Source organism: Sphingobium sp. LB126 (assembly GCF_002795205.1).
Taxonomy (GTDB): Bacteria; Pseudomonadota; Alphaproteobacteria; order Sphingomonadales; family Sphingomonadaceae; genus Sphingobium; species Sphingobium chungbukense.
On sequence record NZ_NETV01000002.1, the window covers coordinates 831,230 to 849,157 of the forward strand.

General features: G+C 62.2%; 16 protein-coding genes. 11 read left to right on the forward strand and 5 right to left on the reverse strand.

What is annotated here, in order from left to right; translation table 11 throughout:
* Nucleotides 1-110 precede the first annotated feature (110 nt).
* Nucleotides 111-1,820 carry an ATP-binding protein gene (locus CAF53_RS19875; protein WP_100239323.1) on the forward strand — a complete coding sequence of 570 codons (1,710 nt, stop codon included), beginning with the start codon at nucleotides 111-113 and terminating at the stop codon, nucleotides 1,818-1,820.
* On the opposite strand, the gene CAF53_RS19880 is transcribed toward CAF53_RS19875, so the two are convergent.
* Nucleotides 1,821-2,843 (reverse strand): polysaccharide deacetylase family protein, encoded by a 1,023-nt coding sequence (locus tag CAF53_RS19880; RefSeq protein WP_100239324.1) that lies wholly within the window; start codon nucleotides 2,841-2,843, stop codon nucleotides 1,821-1,823.
* A 357-nt stretch (nucleotides 2,844-3,200) separates the two neighbouring features.
* On the opposite strand from CAF53_RS19880, the gene CAF53_RS19885 reads away from it, so the two are divergent.
* Nucleotides 3,201-5,099 (forward strand): acyltransferase family protein, encoded by a 1,899-nt coding sequence (locus CAF53_RS19885; RefSeq protein ID WP_100239325.1) that lies wholly within the window; start codon nucleotides 3,201-3,203, stop codon nucleotides 5,097-5,099.
* Between the two features lie 181 nt (nucleotides 5,100-5,280).
* On the opposite strand, the gene CAF53_RS19895 is transcribed toward CAF53_RS19885, so the two are convergent.
* Both CAF53_RS19895 and CAF53_RS19900 read right to left on the reverse strand, forming a co-directional pair.
* Nucleotides 5,281-5,865, reverse strand: a complete 585-nt coding sequence (locus CAF53_RS19895) for a TetR/AcrR family transcriptional regulator (protein ID WP_046764262.1) — start codon at nucleotides 5,863-5,865, stop codon at nucleotides 5,281-5,283.
* Nucleotides 5,866-5,906: 41 nt separating this feature from the next.
* Complete coding sequence (locus CAF53_RS19900; RefSeq protein WP_046764263.1) at nucleotides 5,907-6,794, reverse strand: LysR family transcriptional regulator; 888 nt, start codon at nucleotides 6,792-6,794, stop codon at nucleotides 5,907-5,909.
* An 83-nt stretch (nucleotides 6,795-6,877) separates the two neighbouring features.
* On the opposite strand from CAF53_RS19900, the gene CAF53_RS19905 reads away from it, so the two are divergent.
* Nucleotides 6,878-7,588, forward strand: a complete 711-nt coding sequence (locus CAF53_RS19905; protein WP_100239326.1) for a CoA transferase subunit A — start codon at nucleotides 6,878-6,880, stop codon at nucleotides 7,586-7,588.
* Nucleotides 7,585-8,241: a CoA transferase subunit B gene (locus CAF53_RS19910; RefSeq protein ID WP_100239327.1), complete on the forward strand. Its 657-nt coding sequence runs from the start codon at nucleotides 7,585-7,587 to the stop codon at nucleotides 8,239-8,241. Before CAF53_RS19905 ends, CAF53_RS19910 begins: the two co-directional genes overlap by 4 nt.
* Nucleotides 8,242-8,389: 148 nt before the next feature.
* On the opposite strand, the gene CAF53_RS19915 is transcribed toward CAF53_RS19910, so the two are convergent.
* Nucleotides 8,390-9,196 (reverse strand): SDR family NAD(P)-dependent oxidoreductase, encoded by an 807-nt coding sequence (locus CAF53_RS19915; RefSeq protein WP_157801313.1) that lies wholly within the window; start codon nucleotides 9,194-9,196, stop codon nucleotides 8,390-8,392.
* 342 nt (nucleotides 9,197-9,538) lie between these two features.
* Here CAF53_RS19915 and CAF53_RS19920 point away from each other — a divergent pair, with 342 nt between their 5' ends.
* From CAF53_RS19920 to CAF53_RS19950, 7 genes are all read left to right on the forward strand, one after another.
* Nucleotides 9,539-11,335, forward strand: coding sequence for an acyl-CoA dehydrogenase (locus CAF53_RS19920; RefSeq protein ID WP_046764266.1), 1,797 nt, complete (start codon nucleotides 9,539-9,541; stop codon nucleotides 11,333-11,335).
* A 34-nt stretch (nucleotides 11,336-11,369) separates the two neighbouring features.
* Nucleotides 11,370-12,182 (forward strand): enoyl-CoA hydratase-related protein, encoded by an 813-nt coding sequence (locus CAF53_RS19925; protein ID WP_100239329.1) that lies wholly within the window; start codon nucleotides 11,370-11,372, stop codon nucleotides 12,180-12,182.
* Between the two features lies 1 nt (nucleotide 12,183).
* Nucleotides 12,184-13,341: an alpha/beta hydrolase gene (locus tag CAF53_RS19930; RefSeq protein WP_197707491.1), complete on the forward strand. Its 1,158-nt coding sequence runs from the start codon at nucleotides 12,184-12,186 to the stop codon at nucleotides 13,339-13,341.
* 210 nt (nucleotides 13,342-13,551) lie between these two features.
* Nucleotides 13,552-14,586, forward strand: coding sequence for an alpha/beta hydrolase (locus tag CAF53_RS19935; RefSeq protein WP_046764268.1), 1,035 nt, complete (start codon nucleotides 13,552-13,554; stop codon nucleotides 14,584-14,586).
* 66 nt (nucleotides 14,587-14,652) lie between these two features.
* Nucleotides 14,653-15,450 carry a class II aldolase/adducin family protein gene (locus CAF53_RS19940; RefSeq protein ID WP_046764269.1) on the forward strand — a complete coding sequence of 266 codons (798 nt, stop codon included), beginning with the start codon at nucleotides 14,653-14,655 and terminating at the stop codon, nucleotides 15,448-15,450.
* A gap of 123 nt (nucleotides 15,451-15,573) precedes the next feature.
* Nucleotides 15,574-16,182: an HD domain-containing protein gene (locus tag CAF53_RS19945; protein WP_046764405.1), complete on the forward strand. Its 609-nt coding sequence runs from the start codon at nucleotides 15,574-15,576 to the stop codon at nucleotides 16,180-16,182.
* A 19-nt stretch (nucleotides 16,183-16,201) separates the two neighbouring features.
* Nucleotides 16,202-17,086 carry an alpha/beta hydrolase gene (locus CAF53_RS19950; protein ID WP_046764270.1) on the forward strand — a complete coding sequence of 295 codons (885 nt, stop codon included), beginning with the start codon at nucleotides 16,202-16,204 and terminating at the stop codon, nucleotides 17,084-17,086.
* Between the two features lie 6 nt (nucleotides 17,087-17,092).
* Here CAF53_RS19950 and CAF53_RS19955 read toward each other — a convergent pair whose 3' ends face one another.
* Nucleotides 17,093-17,902 carry an IS5 family transposase gene (locus CAF53_RS19955; RefSeq protein WP_046765929.1) on the reverse strand — a complete coding sequence of 270 codons (810 nt, stop codon included), beginning with the start codon at nucleotides 17,900-17,902 and terminating at the stop codon, nucleotides 17,093-17,095.
* Nucleotides 17,903-17,928 lie beyond the last annotated feature (26 nt).

Consider the following 17,928-nt stretch of genomic DNA (forward strand, 5'->3'; position numbering starts at 1 on the left):
AATTGGTCATCAATTTGGAATTTCTTGTTCTAACCCCTTGATCATCTTTGCTTTATGACAAGCTTCTCCGATGATAAGAAAGGCTTCGGACCGAAGGCGGAAGGCTGTCGATGGAAAAGAAATTGGCGAGCGAACGCGAATCCGAACACAAGGCGCTGGCGGCGCGGTGGAGCATCGCGGCCGAGGCGATGGAGGCCCTGGCCGGCGCGCGGTCGCTGGACGCCATCGTCAATGTGCTGCGCGCCTTCGCCCGTCGGGCCGTGGGGGCGGACGGCATCGCGGTAGTCCTGCGTGACGAGGACCAATGCCATTATATCGCCGAAGATGCGATGGAGCCGCTTTGGGCGGGGCAGCGCTTCCCCGCCGAGACCTGCGTATCGGGCTGGGCCATGGAACATCATCAGACGGCGGTGATCGTCGATGTCTTCGACGATCCGCGGGTGCCGGTCGAGGCCTATCGGACCACCTTCGTACGATCCATGCTGATGGTGCCGATCGGCCGGATCGATCCCATCGCCGCAGTCGGTGCCTATTGGTCCGAATTTGGTCAGCCCACCGACAATGAGATCGCGCTGCTGGAGGCCCTGGCCCGCGCCGCATCCACCGCCTTGGAGAACGGACGATTATTCTCGTCGCTCGAAGCGTTGAACGACCAGCTCGACCATCGCGTCCGGGAACGCACCACGGAGCTGGAACGGTCGCAGGACAGCTTGCGGCAGGTTCAGAAACTGGACATGCTCGGCCAGCTGACCGGCCATGTCGCCCATGATTTCAACAATCTGCTGATGCCCATTGTCGCGGGCCTGGACCTGATCCTCTCAGGCAGGCGGACCGCCGAATCCATCGAACGCCACGCCACCATCGCCATGCAAGCGGCCGAGAGCGCCCAAAGCCTGGTCCAGCGGTTGCTCACCGTCGCCCGCCGTCAACCGCTGGCCACTAAGGCGGTCGACCTCCCCGATCTGCTGGCCGGCATGCAGGCTTTGCTGGGCAGCACGCTGGGACCGCGGATCACGCTGTCGGTCGACCTCCAGCCCCTGTTGCCCACCGTCCATGCCGATCCCCACCAACTGGAGGTCGCGCTCCTCAACCTCGCCGTCAACAGCCGGGACGCGATGCCCGATGGTGGTACGATCAGCATCACGGGCGAAGCGCGGCGGAGCCGGTTGCCTGCCGGATTGTCGCCCGGTCAATATGTCTGCCTCACCGTCACGGATACCGGCACCGGCATGACGCCCGCCGTCAAGGCCGCGGCGATGGAGCCCTTCTTCACCACCAAGCCTTCCGGCCACGGCACGGGGCTTGGCCTGTCCATGGTCCACGGCCTTGCCAGCCAACTTCGCGGGACAGTGGAAATCGACAGCGCCGTCGGGAAGGGCACCACTATCCGGCTCTGGCTGCCGGTGGAACGCGCGGCCAGCGCCAAGCCGGTCCCTCCGGTCCAGGATGAAGGCTTGCCGGTACGGTCCGGCAAGGTGCTGCTGGTGGACGACAATGACCTGGTGCGAAACAGCACGCGCGCGATGCTGGTGGACATGGGTTATGATGTGGTCGACACCGACAGGGCAGAAAGTGCCCTCAACCTGATCGAATCGGGCAACCGACCCGACATATTGATCACCGACCATATCATGCCGGGCATGACGGGGGTCGAACTGGCGCTGCGCTTGCGGGTCGACCATCCGAACATCGCCCTGCTCATCATATCGGGCTATGAGGGCGTCGACCTGATCGCCCCCGACATCACGCGCCTGTCGAAACCCTTCCGGCACACGCATCTTCAGGCGTGCATAGCCGCGGCCAGGGCGCAGGCGGCCTGATCACCCCTGCCCCCGCCCCCGGCGGCAAAGCGTCTTGAGATTGTCGGTCGGCTCCAGCTTGGGGAGGGCGCCGATATCGATCTTCCGCTGTTTGGCGATGCGATCCATCAACAATTGATTGCCCGCCCATGGATCGTTGCCGCCATAGGCCGGGTCCCGCTGCGCCTCCTGCAAGGTCACATAATGCGCGCCCGCCGCGTCCAGCCGGGCCAGCACCTGGGGCAGCATGTCCGCGCTCCATCCGCTCAGATGGGTCAGCAGAACCTGCGGGATCATGCGGTCATAGACTTTGTGCGACAGCGACTTCATGCGCGCGATACCGTCGTCGACGGCCTTCAGATATTGCGCCTCCATGGCGGCGATCGCCGCCCTGTCGCCTTTGGCGAGGCAACGGGCATAGGCATCGCCATAAGCCCAGTCGTCGAAGCTGACACTGGCTTCGGCGATGCGATAGCCGCGCTGTTTCAGGAAGGTCATTGCCGCGTCATGCTGTGCCCCGTCCTTTCCCGCCGCCATGTTGGGAAAGCGGAAATAACGCCAGTCGGCATCCTTCATCCGGCGCGCAATCTCCGGCTCGCCGGTCACGACATCGCTCTTCCACCCATCGAACGAGGTGGCCCGATTGAGGTTCATATGACTGTATGAATGATTGCCCAGCGAATAGCCGGCGCGTCGCCATCGATCCAGGACCGCCGGTCCGTCGGCGTCCCGCTGCAATTTCGAGACATTGACGAGACCAAAGGCGTCAGGCACCCGATGCCGCTTCAGGACCTGGATATAGAGATCCGCGATGGCAAGACGGGTCATGCCCGGCGGCAGCGCCCCGTTTCCCGTCAGATCGTCCACCGTGATGGCGATGGTGAAAGGCTGCCTGTCGCGGGAATAGTCGATCTGCGCGCGGGACGCCGCGGCCAGCATTATGGTCGCCGCGACGATCGCTCCCGTCCCGGCGATACCCGCCCATTGCATCCCGGACTTTGCGCGGAAGAGGCGTCCGCATTGCGCGGCGACGGTCGCGATCATGCCGATAGCATTCACCTTTCCCGGAACAAGAATCGACGGACGACAAAAGTGACATAAAGTCAAAATTTAAATAATAAGATACGAATAAACCCAATAATTATGTCGGATATGACAAATATATCCTCCATGATAAATTCGATGAATATTGCATATTATACGATATATTGATTTATATTTCTGCTTTCAACGTTGAAATAAGGTAATATTTTTAACATAGAAATATCCATGCGGAGGGAGGATTGAATCGAAAAAGGGGATATCAGTGCACAATTCCGTGAATATTCACTTGCCAGCCGTGGCTGACGAACTTCCCTCCCCACAGATGGAATTGCCGATCACGCGGGGAGGCTGCCCGGCATGATCAAGCAATATCGCGCGGACATTGATGGATTGCGGACCGTCGCTGTCATTCCCGTCGTCATCTTTCACCTGGGCACAAGCCTCTTCTCCGGCGGTTTTGTCGGCGTCGACGTGTTCTTCGTAATCTCCGGATTCCTCATCACGCAAACGCTTCTAGGTGAGCAGGGCACTTGGCGCGACGCGCTGTTCGATTTCTACAAGCGGCGGATAAAACGCATTTTTCCTGCCCTGTTCGCGCTCTACCTCTGCGTCATGCTGCTCGCCTGCGGTCTGCTGATGTCCGACCAGGCCAATGAGGTCGCCAAGTCGATCATGGCCTCGATCGTCTTCGTGTCGAACATCCTGTTCTACAGCCAGAGCGGCTATTTCGACGGTGAGCTCGACAGCAATCCCCTGCTCCACACCTGGTCGCTGTCGGTCGAGGAGCAATTCTACATCTTCTTCCCGCTGCTGATCTTCTTCACCCGAAGCTGGACGGCGACGCATCGGCGGCAGATCATCTGGGCCCTGACGCTGGCCAGCTTCGTGGCGGCGCAATGGATGGTGTCGCGCGACGCCAGCGCCGCCTTCTACCTCATTCCCTTCCGCACCTGGGAACTGGCGCTCGGCTCCCTCCTCGCGATCGGAGCCATCCCGGCACCGCGTCGCCAGTGGCAGGCGGAGATCGGTGTCGTGGCGGGCCTCGCCCTCATCGGCTATGCGGTGCTGTTCTACAACAAGGCCACCATTTTTCCCGGCGCGTCCGCCCTTGTTCCGTGCCTCGGCACTGCCCTGGTCCTGCTGTGCGGCGAAAAATCGATTACACTGGGCGGGCGGCTGCTGTCGCTACCGCCGATGCGCTTTGTGGGACTGATCTCCTATTCGCTCTACCTCTGGCACTGGCCCATCATCGTCCTCTATCGCCAGGTCGACAGCCGCCTCGACAATATGGAGCGCGCGGCACTGCTCGCCGCGGCGCTGATGGCGGCCACGCTGTCCTGGGCCTTTGTCGAAAAGCCCTTCCGCCGGTCGAGCCGGCTGACCTCGCGCGCCGTGGTGGCACGCGGCACGGCCGCCATGGCGATGTGCGGAGCGGGCGTGCTGGCGCTCGCGCTGCTCAGCAATGCCCTTTATCCGATTTCCGCGCAGGCGCGCGGCGTCCTCGCTTATGGGGAGCGGACGGGGCGCACTGAAATGATGCGGACAGGTTCCTGCTTCCTGACCTCCCAACACAGCCTTTCGGACTATGCGTTCGACCGGTGCATGATCGCCCCGCATGACAAGCCGCATATCCTCATCGTCGGCGACAGCCATGCCGCCCATCTCTATTACGGCCTCAACCATGCCTTGCCGAACGCGCATATCCTTCAGGCGACGGCATCGGGATGCAAGCCGCTGATCGGCAGCCGCGGCGATGCGCGCTGCCTGACCCTCATGCACCGGGTATTCGCCGACTATCTGAAGCAGGTGCGCCCGGATCTGGTGATCCTCTCGGCGCGCTGGCTCGACAAGGATGTGCCGGATATCGAGAAAACCGTCCGGATGGTGCAAAGGGCAACCCCACATGTCATCGTGTCCGGGCCGATCGTCGAATATGACCAGCCCCTCCCGCGATTGCTGGCGCGGCAAATCGATCAGGCCGAGCCGATCGACCCGCATCGCATTCCCCAGGTCTCTGTCGTCGACCAGCGGATGGCAGCCGCGATGAAAAAGGCCACCATCCCCTATTTCTCGGCCTATCGCAGCCTCTGCAGGCCCGATTGCCGCTTGTGGGTAAAGCCCGGCATACCCGTCCAGTTCGACTATGGCCATCTGACCCAGCAGGGATCGATCCTGGTCGCCGACCTCATGGTCCGTGAAATCCGGCCCCAGCTCGCCGCTATGGCGAAGATGACCGATATGGCACGATTGCAGTAGGAGCATCGCTGCCGGCTCATCCCGCCTGGCGGAGGAGGTCGGTTATGAATCGGCGAGCGCATTCAGCACGGCCTTTCGGTCGAGGGCGGGTTGCTCCCCCGGCGCGTTCGCGCGCGAAACAGGGAAATTTGGCAGCGGACGAAAGTGCGACGACCGATGCCGGTATTGTTCGACCCTGAACTTATTCGTGCCGGAAGATAGCGACGATCTGGGCCGCAACCTGGGCCGGGGTCAGGCGGCCGTCGCGATACCAGTCCCCTGTCGCATTGAGCTGCGAAAGCAAGAGGTTACGATAGATTGATCGGTCGATATGAGCGGATAGGGGCAGGTCCGCCACCAACGTGCGGAACAATTCTTCGAACTGATCGCGCCGTGCGATCAATTGTGCCCGGACTTCATCGGGCACTTCGCGGAAATCGTTCATCATCGGAGCCGTCAGTGAACCCGGGGCGAGCTGGATATCCAGCAAGGTCGAGCAGGCCGCCTCCAGCCTGGCCCAGGGATCGTCGTGCCGTTGGACCGCCTGATGGATTTGATCCGCTGCGTTGTCCAGCGCCGCATTGTGCAATTCGACGAACAACGCATCCTTCGACTTGATATGGTGGTAGAGCGACCCGCCCAGCACCCCTGCCTGCTCGCCAATGTCACGCATCGACGTACCGCGATATCCCTTCCGGGCGAAGAGCTGTGCAGCGATTTCCAGTATCTGGCGGCGGCGGCTCGACCCTTCGTCGTTCGAGCAGGAAGATTGAGCGGCTTTCGTCATCGCACCCGCGCTAGCACAGAGTTGCCCGGCCGCGAAGACGGTCAGGTCAGGCGAAGCGCGCTCGCGCGCTCGAATATGGCATGGGTGACAGGTTCATTGTCGAACGCCCGCTTCGACACGTGGAATTCGATCGGCGCGAGGGCCGGCATCCCTTCAAGCACGACCAGCGCCCCACTCGCCACTTCATCCCGCGCCATGGATTCGGGGAAAATGCCGATCCCGCCCCCGGCCCTGGCAATGTCGATCATGATCCGGGCATTGTTGCAAAGATTGAGAAGGCTGTGCGCGATTTGCGACGCGGCAATCGCTTCCCTCATGCGCCCGTGAATGGGGGAATGGCTGGCCAGCGACCAAACCGGAATGAGGCGATCCGCCTTCCCCGCATGAAAGGCCGCCGCCACGTCGGGACTGGCGAGCCAGACCAAGCTGACCAGACCGATCGGACAGGACATCAGCGCCGGATGCGCGATAGGACCGGCGGCGAAGGCAATGTCGGTCCGTCCCGTGAGCAGTTGCTGAATGAGGTTCGCGGTCAGGTCGATCTCGATTTCCAGGCTGATGAGCGGCATCGTCTTCTTGAGGTCGGAAATAAAAGCGGGCAGGCATCCCGCTGCAATGATTTCACCCGTGCCGATGCGGATGACGCCGCTCGCCTCCTGAAAACCGCCGCAACGCATGAGAACTGTCTGAAGATCGCCCCACAGCGGCCCACAATCGCGCACCAGTTGCCGTCCGGTGGGCGTAAGCGACATGTGACGCCCCTCGCGGCGGAACAGACGGGCGCCCAAATGGGCCTCCAACTCCCGTACGCGCGCCGAAATGGCTGGTTGTGTCGTGTTCAACCTGTCGGCGGCAGCGGCAAATGTACCGAGCCGGTCGATCCAGAGCAACGTTTCCAGATGATAGAGACCGATACGATTGATAGCCATTGCTTATGTTTATATCAAAAAACAAATCATTGGAAATAATCAATCATGTCCCACATGCTTCCTGCTGAAAGGAGAGGTCGTCGATGGCGAACAAGATTTATTCGGATGCTGCGAGCGCGTTGGAGGGCCTTCTCTTCGACGGGATGCAGTTGTGCGCGGGCGGTTTCGGGCTGTGCGGCATCCCTGAGCGGCTGATCGACGCGATCCGGGATTCGGGGGTCAGGGATCTGACCATCGCCTCCAACAATGCCGGGATTGACGGCGAAGGCTTGGGCAAGCTGCTGCGCACACGGCAGGTGAAGAAGATGATCTCCTCCTATGTCGGGGAGAATAAGGAGTTCGAGCGGCAATATCTGGCGGGCGAGCTGGAGGTGGAATTCTGTCCGCAGGGGACGCTGGCGGAGCGGTGCCGGGCGGGCGGCGCCGGGATTCCGGGCTTCTATACCAGGACGGGCGTCGGGACCGCCGTGGCCGAGGGCAAGGAGGTCAAGAGCTTCGACGGGCAGGATTATATATTGGAGCGCGGGATTTTCGCCGATGTGGCGATCATCAAGGGCTGGAAGGCCGATGAGAGCGGCAATCTGATCTTCCGCAAGACGGCGCGCAACTTCAACCAGCCCATGGCGACGGCGGCGAAGGTCTGCGTCGCGGAAGTCGAGCAAGTGGTGCCGACCGGAAGCCTCGATCCCGATGCCATCCACCTGCCCGGCATCTACGTCAAGCGCATGATCGTCGGCGCACCCTATGACAAGAAAATCGAGTTCCGCACCGTTCGCCAGAGGGAGGCCGCATGATGACCCAGGAAATCAAGGGCTGGACACGCGATGAGATGGCCGCGCGCGCGGCGAAGGAATTGCAGGACGGTTTCTATGTGAACCTGGGCATCGGCATACCGACGCTGGTGGCCAATCATATTCCGGCGGGGGTGGAGGTGACGCTCCAGTCGGAGAATGGCATGCTGGGCATCGGCCCTTTCCCCTATGAGGGGGAGGAGGATGCCGACCTTATCAACGCGGGCAAGCAGACGATCAGCGAATTGCCGCAGTCGGTCTATTTCTCCAGTGCCGACAGCTTCGCCATGATCCGGGGCGGGCATATCGACCTGACCGTTCTGGGCGCGATGGAAGTATCGGAAAATGGCGACATCGCCAACTGGATGATCCCCGGCAAGATGATCAAGGGCATGGGCGGCGCAATGGACCTGGTCGCGGGCGTCAAGAAGATCATCGTCGTGATGGAGCACACGTCCAAGGACGGCAGCCCGAAGTTCATCCCGGCCTGCACCCTGCCGCTGACCGGCAAGAATGTGGTCGACATGATCATCACCGACCTTGCCGTCTTCCAGCGGCCCGACCATGACAGCCCGTTCAAGCTCATCGAACTCGCTCCGGGCGTGACGGCGGAGGAAGTCGCCGCTAAGACCAGTGCGAATTTTATCCCCTATTGACCTTGAGCAATGGAGAAGGGGGCGGGCGGGTTTACGGGCGTTAGCCCAACGGCCGCCCCCTTGCCGATTGATGGTCCTTTGGGACCTATCTGTTGAACATCGAACAGTGAGCGCTCATCGACCCGAGCAAGGCCATGGATCATCGCGTCTATTTGCCCAAGCCATAGCGTGTAGCAGGGTGCGCGCTGAACATTGATTGCAGTAGCGTTCCGCTGGCGCTGTCATAAGCTTCCAGGAGCGTCAGGTCCGCCAGGGACGGCGCGATCACCGGCTCGCCCTGGTCCAGACCCGACATCACGGCATCGACGCAATCTTCGGTCGTCATGACGATCGCGTCCGGGAGCGGCTCGAGTTCGGCTCCTCCGGCAACCTCCCATCCTTCGGAGACGACAGCCCCCGGGAGGACCAACCGCACACTCACGCCAGTCCCCTCGACCTCGTTCTGAAGATATTTGGTGAGCAGAAAGACATAGGCCTTGGTAGACGCATAAACGGGAATGCCGATGCCCGGGAAAGGCGCGAAGCCAGCGCCCGAGCCGACATTGACGACCGTCCCCGCACCGCGCTCCGTGAAACGCACGATCGCCGCTTTCGACAGGGTCGTCAGCGCGGTGATGTTGAGCGCGATCATGTTGGCGATCACCTCGTCGGGCGTCTGGGCCAGCGTCTTGATCGTCGAATAGCCGGCATTGTTCACCAGCATGGAGACGGAAGAATCGGACGAAATGCGGTCCGACACCGAGGCGACGCCGGCCGGCTCGGAAAGGTCGGCCACCAGCACATCGGCCCGAACGGAAAACCGGCTCTGCAAATCAGCCGCGATGCTACGAAGCCGGTCCTCTCGCCGCGCGACCAGCACCAGGTCATAGCCGCGCGCGGCAAGACGATCGGCGAACAGCTTGCCGATACCGGAAGAAGCCCCGGTCACGATTGCGGTACCAAGATTGCCAGACAATTTCATTTCCTTCGGCGCATAGAGGAATGTCGAATGGGCGTCCGCCCGGTTCTTTGGCGCCCATTATGCATTCAAACGATCCGCGACCATGACGAAACCCGTCACCGGAAAGGTGACATTTACGTTCACCCTTCTGCGCTTTCCGAAAGCTTTGTCTTCACGGTCAACCGCACCCGCCCGCCCTGCGCAAGACAGGCCAAGCCCGGTCCGACTTGCACGAGATTACGATGGTCCGCCTGCACAAAACCGTCCTAGTCGCCATGGCCTAAACGGATCAACCTCAAGGTCCGCGCAGGGCAGCCCGCCCTTTTTCTACACATCGTACGGCTTTCAGGAGATCATGTGAGTTACATCGTCGATCGTCGCAACCTCGACTTTCTAATGTTCGATATGTTCGACGTGGAGCGCGTGCTTGCCGCCGGCCCGTTCGAAGGCCAGGATCGGGAGCTGATTTCGCAACTGCTCGACACCGCCCAGCGGATCGCCGAAGCCGAATATCTGCCGTCGGCGGCAACGCTCGATGCATCCCCGCCGACCTTCGTCAATGGCGAAGCCGTGATGCCCGACGATGTGGGTCGCGCGTTGCGCGCCTATATCGAGGCGGGGCTGTCGGCGCAGAGCTTTCCACCCGAAAATGGCGGGCTTGGCCTGTCGCACACTGTCAGCATGACGGCGAACGGCATGTTCATCGCGGCCAATGTCGCGATCGCCAACTATTTCCTCCTGACCGCCGCCGCCGCGCGCCTCCTGCTGGCATTCGGCACTGACGAGCAGAAAGCACGCTATGCGTCCCAGATGATAGCGGGACGCTGGATGGGGACGATGTGCCTGTCCGAACCGCAGGCCGGCTCCTCGCTTGCCGACATCACGACACGGGCCGAACCGGCGGCGGACGGCGCCTATCATCTGCGCGGCACCAAGATATGGATTTCCGGCGGCGGACACCGCATGAGCGAGAATATCGTCCATCTGGTTCTGGCGCGGCTTCCGGACGCGCCCGCCGGGGTCAAGGGCATATCGCTGTTCCTCGTTCCGCAAAAGCGGCTGGACGATATGGGCGCGCCGGGAGAAGACAATAATGTCCGGCTGATCGGCCTGGCGCACAAGATGGGGCAGCGCGGAACGACCAACTGCCAGCTCAATTTCGGCGAAGACGGCCCCTCGGTCGGCCATCTGATCGGCAAGCCCAACCAGGGCCTTCACGCCATGTTCCACATGATGAACGAGGCACGCATCGGCGTCGGCCATGTCGCGACCATGTCCGGCCTGATGGGCTATCTCTATTCGCGCGACTATGCGGTGGAACGTCTCCAGGGTCGCCGCATCGGCCAGAAGGACCCTGCGTCCCCACAGATACCGCTGATCGAGCATGTCGATGTCCGACGCATGTTGCTGGCGCAAAAGGCTGCCGTGGAGGGCGCGCTGGCGCTCTGCACCTTCTGCGCGCTGCTGGTGGATCAGCAGAAAGGAGCGGCGGACGAGGATCAGGCCGATCTTGCCCTCCTGATCGACGTGCTGACGCCGATCGTCAAATCCTGGCCGTCGGAACATTGCCTGGAAGCCAATAAATGGGCGATGCAAATATTGGGCGGCGCGGGCTATACCAGCGACCATCCGATAGAGCGTCTGTATCGCGACAACCGCCTCAACCATATTTATGAGGGCACCTTCGGCATCCAGGGCATCGACCTGCTGGGGCGGAAGGTCCGCATGGCGGACGGCAGGGGGCTGGACCTGCTGTTGGCGCGGATCAAGGCCACGATCGACGAGGCGGCCGGTATCCCCGCGCTCTCCGGCCACGCGGGCAAATTGGAGGAGGCGCTGGGCTGGGTGCGGGACGCGACCGCGGCGGCTGTGCGGGAATCCGATCCGGAACGCAGCCTCGCCAATGCCACGCTCTATCTGGATGCGACGGGAACCGTCGTCATCGCCTGGCTGTGGTTGTGGCAGGCGATGGTCGCGGCACGGGCGGAGGAAACCGCGATCGGCGCTGGACGGGCATTTTATCAGGCCAAGCACGCGACCTGCGACTATTTCTTCCGTTACATGTTGCCGCGCGCGCAGATCGACCTACGCCTGGTCGAAATGCTCGACGACTCCTGCCTCGTGACGACGCCGGAGCAGATCAGGGCCGCCTAGGCAGGCGCGCGCGAAATAGAGAGAGGAGACTGGATTGGTACAGCGGGACACGGATACGCCCGACCTCCTGTCGGCACTGGATGACGGCCTATTGACGCTGACGCTCAACCGGCCGGATGCACGCAACGCGATGAGCGACCCGATGCTCGAAGCGATGGAAAGGGAACTGGCCTTCGCCGAAGGTAGCAGCGAGGTCCGCTGCGTCGTCCTTCGCGGCAATGGGCATGCCTTCTGCGCCGGCGGCGACGTCAAGGCCATGGGCGACGGCCCGCCACCCCCGTCCGCGATGAACGATCGCATCGCCTATCAGCGGGCCATTCAACGCGCGACGTCGGGTCGGCTGGTCGCGATGGCCAAGCCGACGCTGGCTGTCGTCAACGGCCCTGCGGCGGGTGCGGGCCTGGCGCTTGCCCTGGCCTGCGACCTCAGGATCATGGCACGCCCGGCCTTTCTGCTGACGGCCTTCGCCACGGTCGGCCTGTCAGGCGATTTTGGCGTCGGCTATCTCCTCACCCGCCTTGTCGGAGGCGCGCGCGCAAGAGAAATGATGTTCCTGCCCGATCGCATATCGAGCGACAGGGCGTTGGATATCGGGCTGACGAACTGGGTGTGCGAGGCAGAGCATCTGGACGCCCATGCCGAGCGCATAGCCCGGCGCCTGGCCGCCGGACCGCCCAAGGCACTTGGTTACATGAAAGACCATTTGAACAAAGCCCTATCAACCGATTTTGACACCTATATGGAGCATGAGGTGGCCTGCCATCTCGATTGTTCGAGAACCGCCGATCATCTGGAGGGCGTGATGGCCTTTGCCGAAAAACGCGCGCCCCTTTTCACCGGGCGTTAGGTTGGTCCCGCTACCCCGCGATCATCCCGGTCCGTTTCCCGATGTCATGCTGCCAAAGGGTATTCGGTCCCGCATCGTGCGCGGGGTCGGCGATCTCGACATGCATATTCTGGAAGCGGGTTTTGGCCGGGAGTGCCCCGCCATCCTTCTCCTCCATGGCTTTCCCGAACTTGCCTGGTGTTGGCGCCGGCTGATGCCGATATTGGCGTCCGCCGGCTATCATGTGATCGCACCCGACCAGCGGGGCTATGGCCGCACGACACCGCAACCCGGCGATTATCTGACCGATCTGGAACCCTACGCGACAGGGAATTTGGCGAATGATGTCTTCAACCTGATCGCAGTCCTGGACCTTTCCTCCGTGGAAGCCATCGTCGGACATGATGCCGGCTCCATTGTCGCGGGCTTTTGCGCATTGGCACGGCCCGGACTGACGCGCCGCCTGGTCCTCGCCGCCTCCCCTTTCGCGGGCGCGCCGCCCCAGGGCGCGCCGCTCGACGCGCCCTTCATCTTCCATCCGGTCCATGCCGAGCTTGCCCGGCTGAACACTCCGCGAAAACATTATCAGGCTTATTATGTGGGGCCATCCGCCAACGAAGACATGTGGCATTCTCCACAGGGGCTCCACTCGTTCCTGCGCGGCTATTTTTATCAGAAAAGCGCCGATTGGGACGGCAATGCCCCTCACCAACTGTCAGGATGGAGCGGTGCGGAACTGGCCAGGATGCCGCATTATTATTGCATGCCAGCACGCCACGACATGGCCGAGGTCGCCGCCGCCGCAATGCCCGACGCGCGGGCGATCGCCGCCTGCGCGTGGCTAAGCGAGCACGACCTGTCGATCGCCGCGGCGGAATTCGCGCGCACGGGATTCCAGCCCGCGCTCAACTGGTATCGCAGTGCTCTTGTCGAGGGCATGACCGGGCGCGATCTGATACCGTTTCAAGGCCGCCGCCTCGACATCCCAGTCGCATTCGTCGCGGGCAGCGCCGATTGGGGACCCTATCAGGCACCGGGATTGCTGGAAACCATGCGGGACAGGCTCGCGACCAGACCCGTATCGCTTCATGTCATCGACGGAGCCGGTCATTGGGTCCATCAGGAGCAGCCCGAACGATTTGCCGACATTCTGTTCGCTACGCTGAACGCCGCCGGCTAGCCGGCAACCGCCTGTGCTGCAAATAGCGACCAGCGGGCTGCGATTGCTGGTCATTGTTCCAGCCCGTCATGATGGCATGATCGTCCCAGCAGTTCGAACCGATGAACGGCCGTCTCGGCAGGGATCGCGCTTTCCCGCGCCTCCTGCCGACGGGAATGTCCCGTGCGCGCGACCCCGCGAAGACGCTGAAAAAAAATGGAGAGGCACAGAATGGCGAAGCTGTTTCAAGACGTGCGGGTTGATCCACGAATAAAGGCGGTTTTCGGTGACTATGGCGAACCAGCCGGCCCCGACATGTCCAGCCGCGAGGAGCTGATCGAGTTCATGAACAGTCCGGAGGCACAAGAGGCCGTGGCCGCGGACGCCGCCTTCTTCGCGTCGGCCGTATCGGAGGAATGCGCCCCGTCGCAAGGCATCGTCTACGAAACCAGGGTCTTTACATCCCAGCCCGACGGCAACCAGATCAAGATCCAATATATCCGTCCCGAAGGGGCCGGCATCCTGCCCTGCGTCTATTATATGCATGGCGGCGGAATGGCCTATCTGTCTGCCTTCGACCCCAATTATCGCGCCTGGGGCCGCATCATGGCGGCGCAGGGCGTGGCGGTGGCGATGGTCGATTTCCGCAATAGCCTGCTCCCCTCGTCGGCCCCCGAAATCGCCCCCTTCCCAGCCGGCCTGAACGATTGCGTCGCCGGACTGAAATGGGTCCATGCCCATGCGGAAGAGCTCCAGATCGACCCGGACAAGATCATCGTCGCGGGCGAAAGCGGCGGCGGCAACCTGGCGCTGGCCACCGCGCTGAAGCTGAACCGGGATGGCGACATCGGGCTGATCAAGGGCGTTTATGCGCTTTGCCCCTTCATCGCCGGCCAGTGGCCGCATCCCGATCATCCGTCCTCGGCCGCCAACGAGGGCATTTTCATCAGCATCGGGAACAATCGCCTGACCCTCGCCTACGGCATCGAAGCCTTCGAGCGGCAGGACCCACTGGCCTGGCCGATCTTCGCGTCGGAGGCTGATCTCAAGGGCCTGCCGCAAACCGTCATCAGCGTGAACGAATGCGATCCGCTCCACGACGAGGGCGTCGCCTTTTACCGCAAATTGCTGGCGGCCGGGGTCCCCGCGCGGTGCCGCTCGCTGATCGGCACGGTCCATGCCGTCGAAATATTGCCCAGATGCGCGCCGGATGTCAGCGCCAACACCGCCAATGACATCGCCTATCTGGCGCGGACTGGAAAGTGATGATGGGCCGGCAATCCGCTGGCACCACCAGATCGCCCATGGATGAAATGACTAAAGGAGTTTGAAATGGCTGACGGTTCCTGGGCGCCTGTGCCTTCATTGAGGGCCAAGGTGAGCGAGGCGGAGTGGCAGATGCGGGTCGATCTTGCCGCGCTGTACCGGCTTGTGGCCCTGCATGGCTGGGATGATATGGTCTATACGCACATATCGGCGCGGCTACCGGGACCGGACCATCATTTTCTCATCAATCCCTATGGTCTGTTCTTCGAGGAGATGACCGCCTCTTCCCTCGTGAAGATCGACATGGACGGCAACATCGTTCAGGACACGCCCTACAAGGTCAATGCGGCCGGCTTCACCATCCACTCCGCCATTCATGGCGCGCGGGAAGACGTGAAATTCGTGATGCACCTGCACACCGACGCGGGCATTGCCGTGTCCGCCCAGAAGGACGGGTTGCTGCCCCTCAGCCAGACGGCCTTGGCGGTGATCCCGGAACTGTCCTACCATGACTATGAAGGCATCGCGCTCGACTGGGATGAACGCGAGCGTCTGGTGGCCGACCTGGGCGACAATTCGGCCATGATCCTGCGCAATCACGGGACGCTGGCTGTGGGGCTGGACGCCGGCGACGTCTGGCGGACCATGTTCATTCTGGAACGGGCCTGCAAGATACAGGTGCTGGCGCTTGCCGGGGGACGCGACGGAGCGCTGATCGCGCCCCAGACGGCCCAGGATACGGTGGCCCGGCAAATGGCCGCACGCGGCCCGCTTCGCCAGGAGGGTGGCCAGTCTGCCTATGACCTGATCTGGCCGGGTTGCCTGCGTCGGCTGGAGCGCCAGCTGCCAGGCTTTAACGCCTGAGCAAAACAATGCGGGACCAGTGAACGGAACCAAAATCTGGATTCCCGAACAGGATTGGGCGCGGAAATCCATTCGGCCGGTGGAAGCATGCTGTTCGACCGGCTCAACAGAAGAAAGTCCGATATGTCTGAGCCAATAGAGAGCGAACGCACCACAACCCATTTCACCCAGATGGCGGAGTCCACGCAGGAGGATTGGGCGGTGATCGATCGGCACTACAAGCCGTTTCACGCAGGATTATCCACCCGCATATTGACACACCTCAAGCTGCTGGACGGCGATTTCGGGGGATATCCCGTGGACCGCCTGGAACATAGCGTCCAATGCGCGACGCGGGCGTTCCGGGCCGGAATGGACGAGGAATATGTCGTCTGCGCCCTGCTGCACGATATCGGTGACACGCTGGGGTCGGGCAATCATGCCGATCTCGCCGCCGCGATCCTGAAGCCCTATATATCGGAAAAGAACCACTGGATGGTTGAGAAGCACGCCATCTTCCAGGGCTATTATTTCTTTCATTTCATCGGGGAAGACCGTGACATGAGGGAAAAATATCGCGGACATCCGCATTTTCAATATACGGCGGACTTTTGCCATCTGTTCGATCAGTCCGCGTTCGATCCCCATTACGACACCATGCCGCTCGAAGCCTTCGAACCCATGGTGCATAGGCAGTTCGCGACCATGAGATATGCGTTCTACAAAAGCCCCGGCGCCGCCGCCGCTGAATGATGGATGGTGGTAGACGGACATGATCGAAACGCGTTGCATCCGCCTGAACGGCCTTGAATTCACGATCGACATCGCGGGGGAGGCCAACGAACCGACCGTCCTGCTGCTGCACGGGTTTCCCGAATCCCGCTATATGTGGCATCCCCAGATGGAGGCGCTTTCCGCCGCCGGCTTTCGCGTGATCGCGCCCGATCAGCGCGGCTACTCGACTGGCGCACGCCCCGAAGAGCAGGACTCCTATCGCGTGGAACTGATCGTCCAGGACGCGGTCGACCTGATGCGGGCGTTGGACGTTCCGAAATTCCACCTGGTCGGTCACGACTGGGGCGGACAGATCGCATGGCTGATCGCGGCCGGACACCCGGAGAAAATCCGCACGTTGAGCATCCTGTCGCGGCCGCACCCCGCCGCCTTCGCGCGGGCCATGGCGGAAGACCCGGAGCAGGCGGAGCGCTCCCGCCACCACCGCTCCTTCCGCGAGCCGGACGCCTATTCGACCATGCGCGTCGATGGCCTTCGCCCCCTGCGCGAAGCCCTGGAAACCCAGCATGTGCCGCCGGAGATCGCGGCCGTTCACATCGCCAAGCTGGCCGAACCGGGTGGCCTGGAAGGCGCGATGAACTGGTACAGGGCAAGCGGATTCACGGGGGCGGCGACCCGGCCCATAGACCTGTCGACCCTCTATGTCTGGGGCACAGAGGATTCGACGGTCGGTCGATATGCCGCGGAATTGACGTCGCGCTACGTCACGGGGCCATTTCGATTTGTCCCCGTCGAGGGTGCGGGGCATTTCATCGTCGACCAATGCCCCGACATGGTGTCAGACCTGCTCCTCGCCCATATCAGCGGGACTGATCGGCCACTCGACGCAGGAAGGCGCGTGAGCGAGAACCTTGCTCCCTAGAGACTGTTATGAATCTGCGGTGAGAGCGGCGACTTGCCTGATCATGAGGCAAGCGAAAGCGACGACATGTAGCCCTGCGAGGGTTTGGGCATATCGTTCGTAATCCTTGACGAGCCTGCGGAATTTGGTTGCCCATGCGAAGGAACGTTCGACGACCCATCGACGGGGAAGGAGAACAAAGCCGCGCTTCGCCTCGGGTAATTTGACAACTTCCAGGGTGATGCCGTGCCGTTCGGCGGCCTGCGCGGCACGCTCGCCGGTATACCCCTGATCGACCCAGGCGATCTCGACGCTGTCGCCGGTGACGGCCTGGACCGTTCGGGCGAGTTTCTCGACCTCGCCGCGATCTTCCGCGCTGGCCGGCGTGACATGCAGTGCGAGCAGGTGGCCGAGCGTGTCGACCGCGATATGGAGCTTGGAGCCCTTCTTGCGTTTTGCCCCGTCATAGGCGGCGCGCTCGCCGCTCTCGGGCGTGGAGCGCAACGTCCGGCTGTCGATGATCGCAGCGGTGGGTTCGGCCGATCGTCCCGCCGCCAAACGCAGCATGGCGCGCAAATCGTCCACCAGCGCTTCGAAGCAGCCCGCCGCCAGCCAGCGCTGCGTCTGCTGATACACCGCTGCCCAAGGCGGCAGGTCGTTCGGCATCCACCGCCACGGCGCGCCGGTCTTCACGATGTAGCGCAGTCCGTTGAACACCTCGCGAAGGCTATGCTCACGCTGTCCAGCATCCTCACGCTGCAGCGTCAGGTAGGGCGCAACCAGCCACCACTCTTCATCGGACACATCGGACGGGTACGGCTTGCGGCAAGTGCTCATGCCGAACCGTTTCAATCTTATCGATT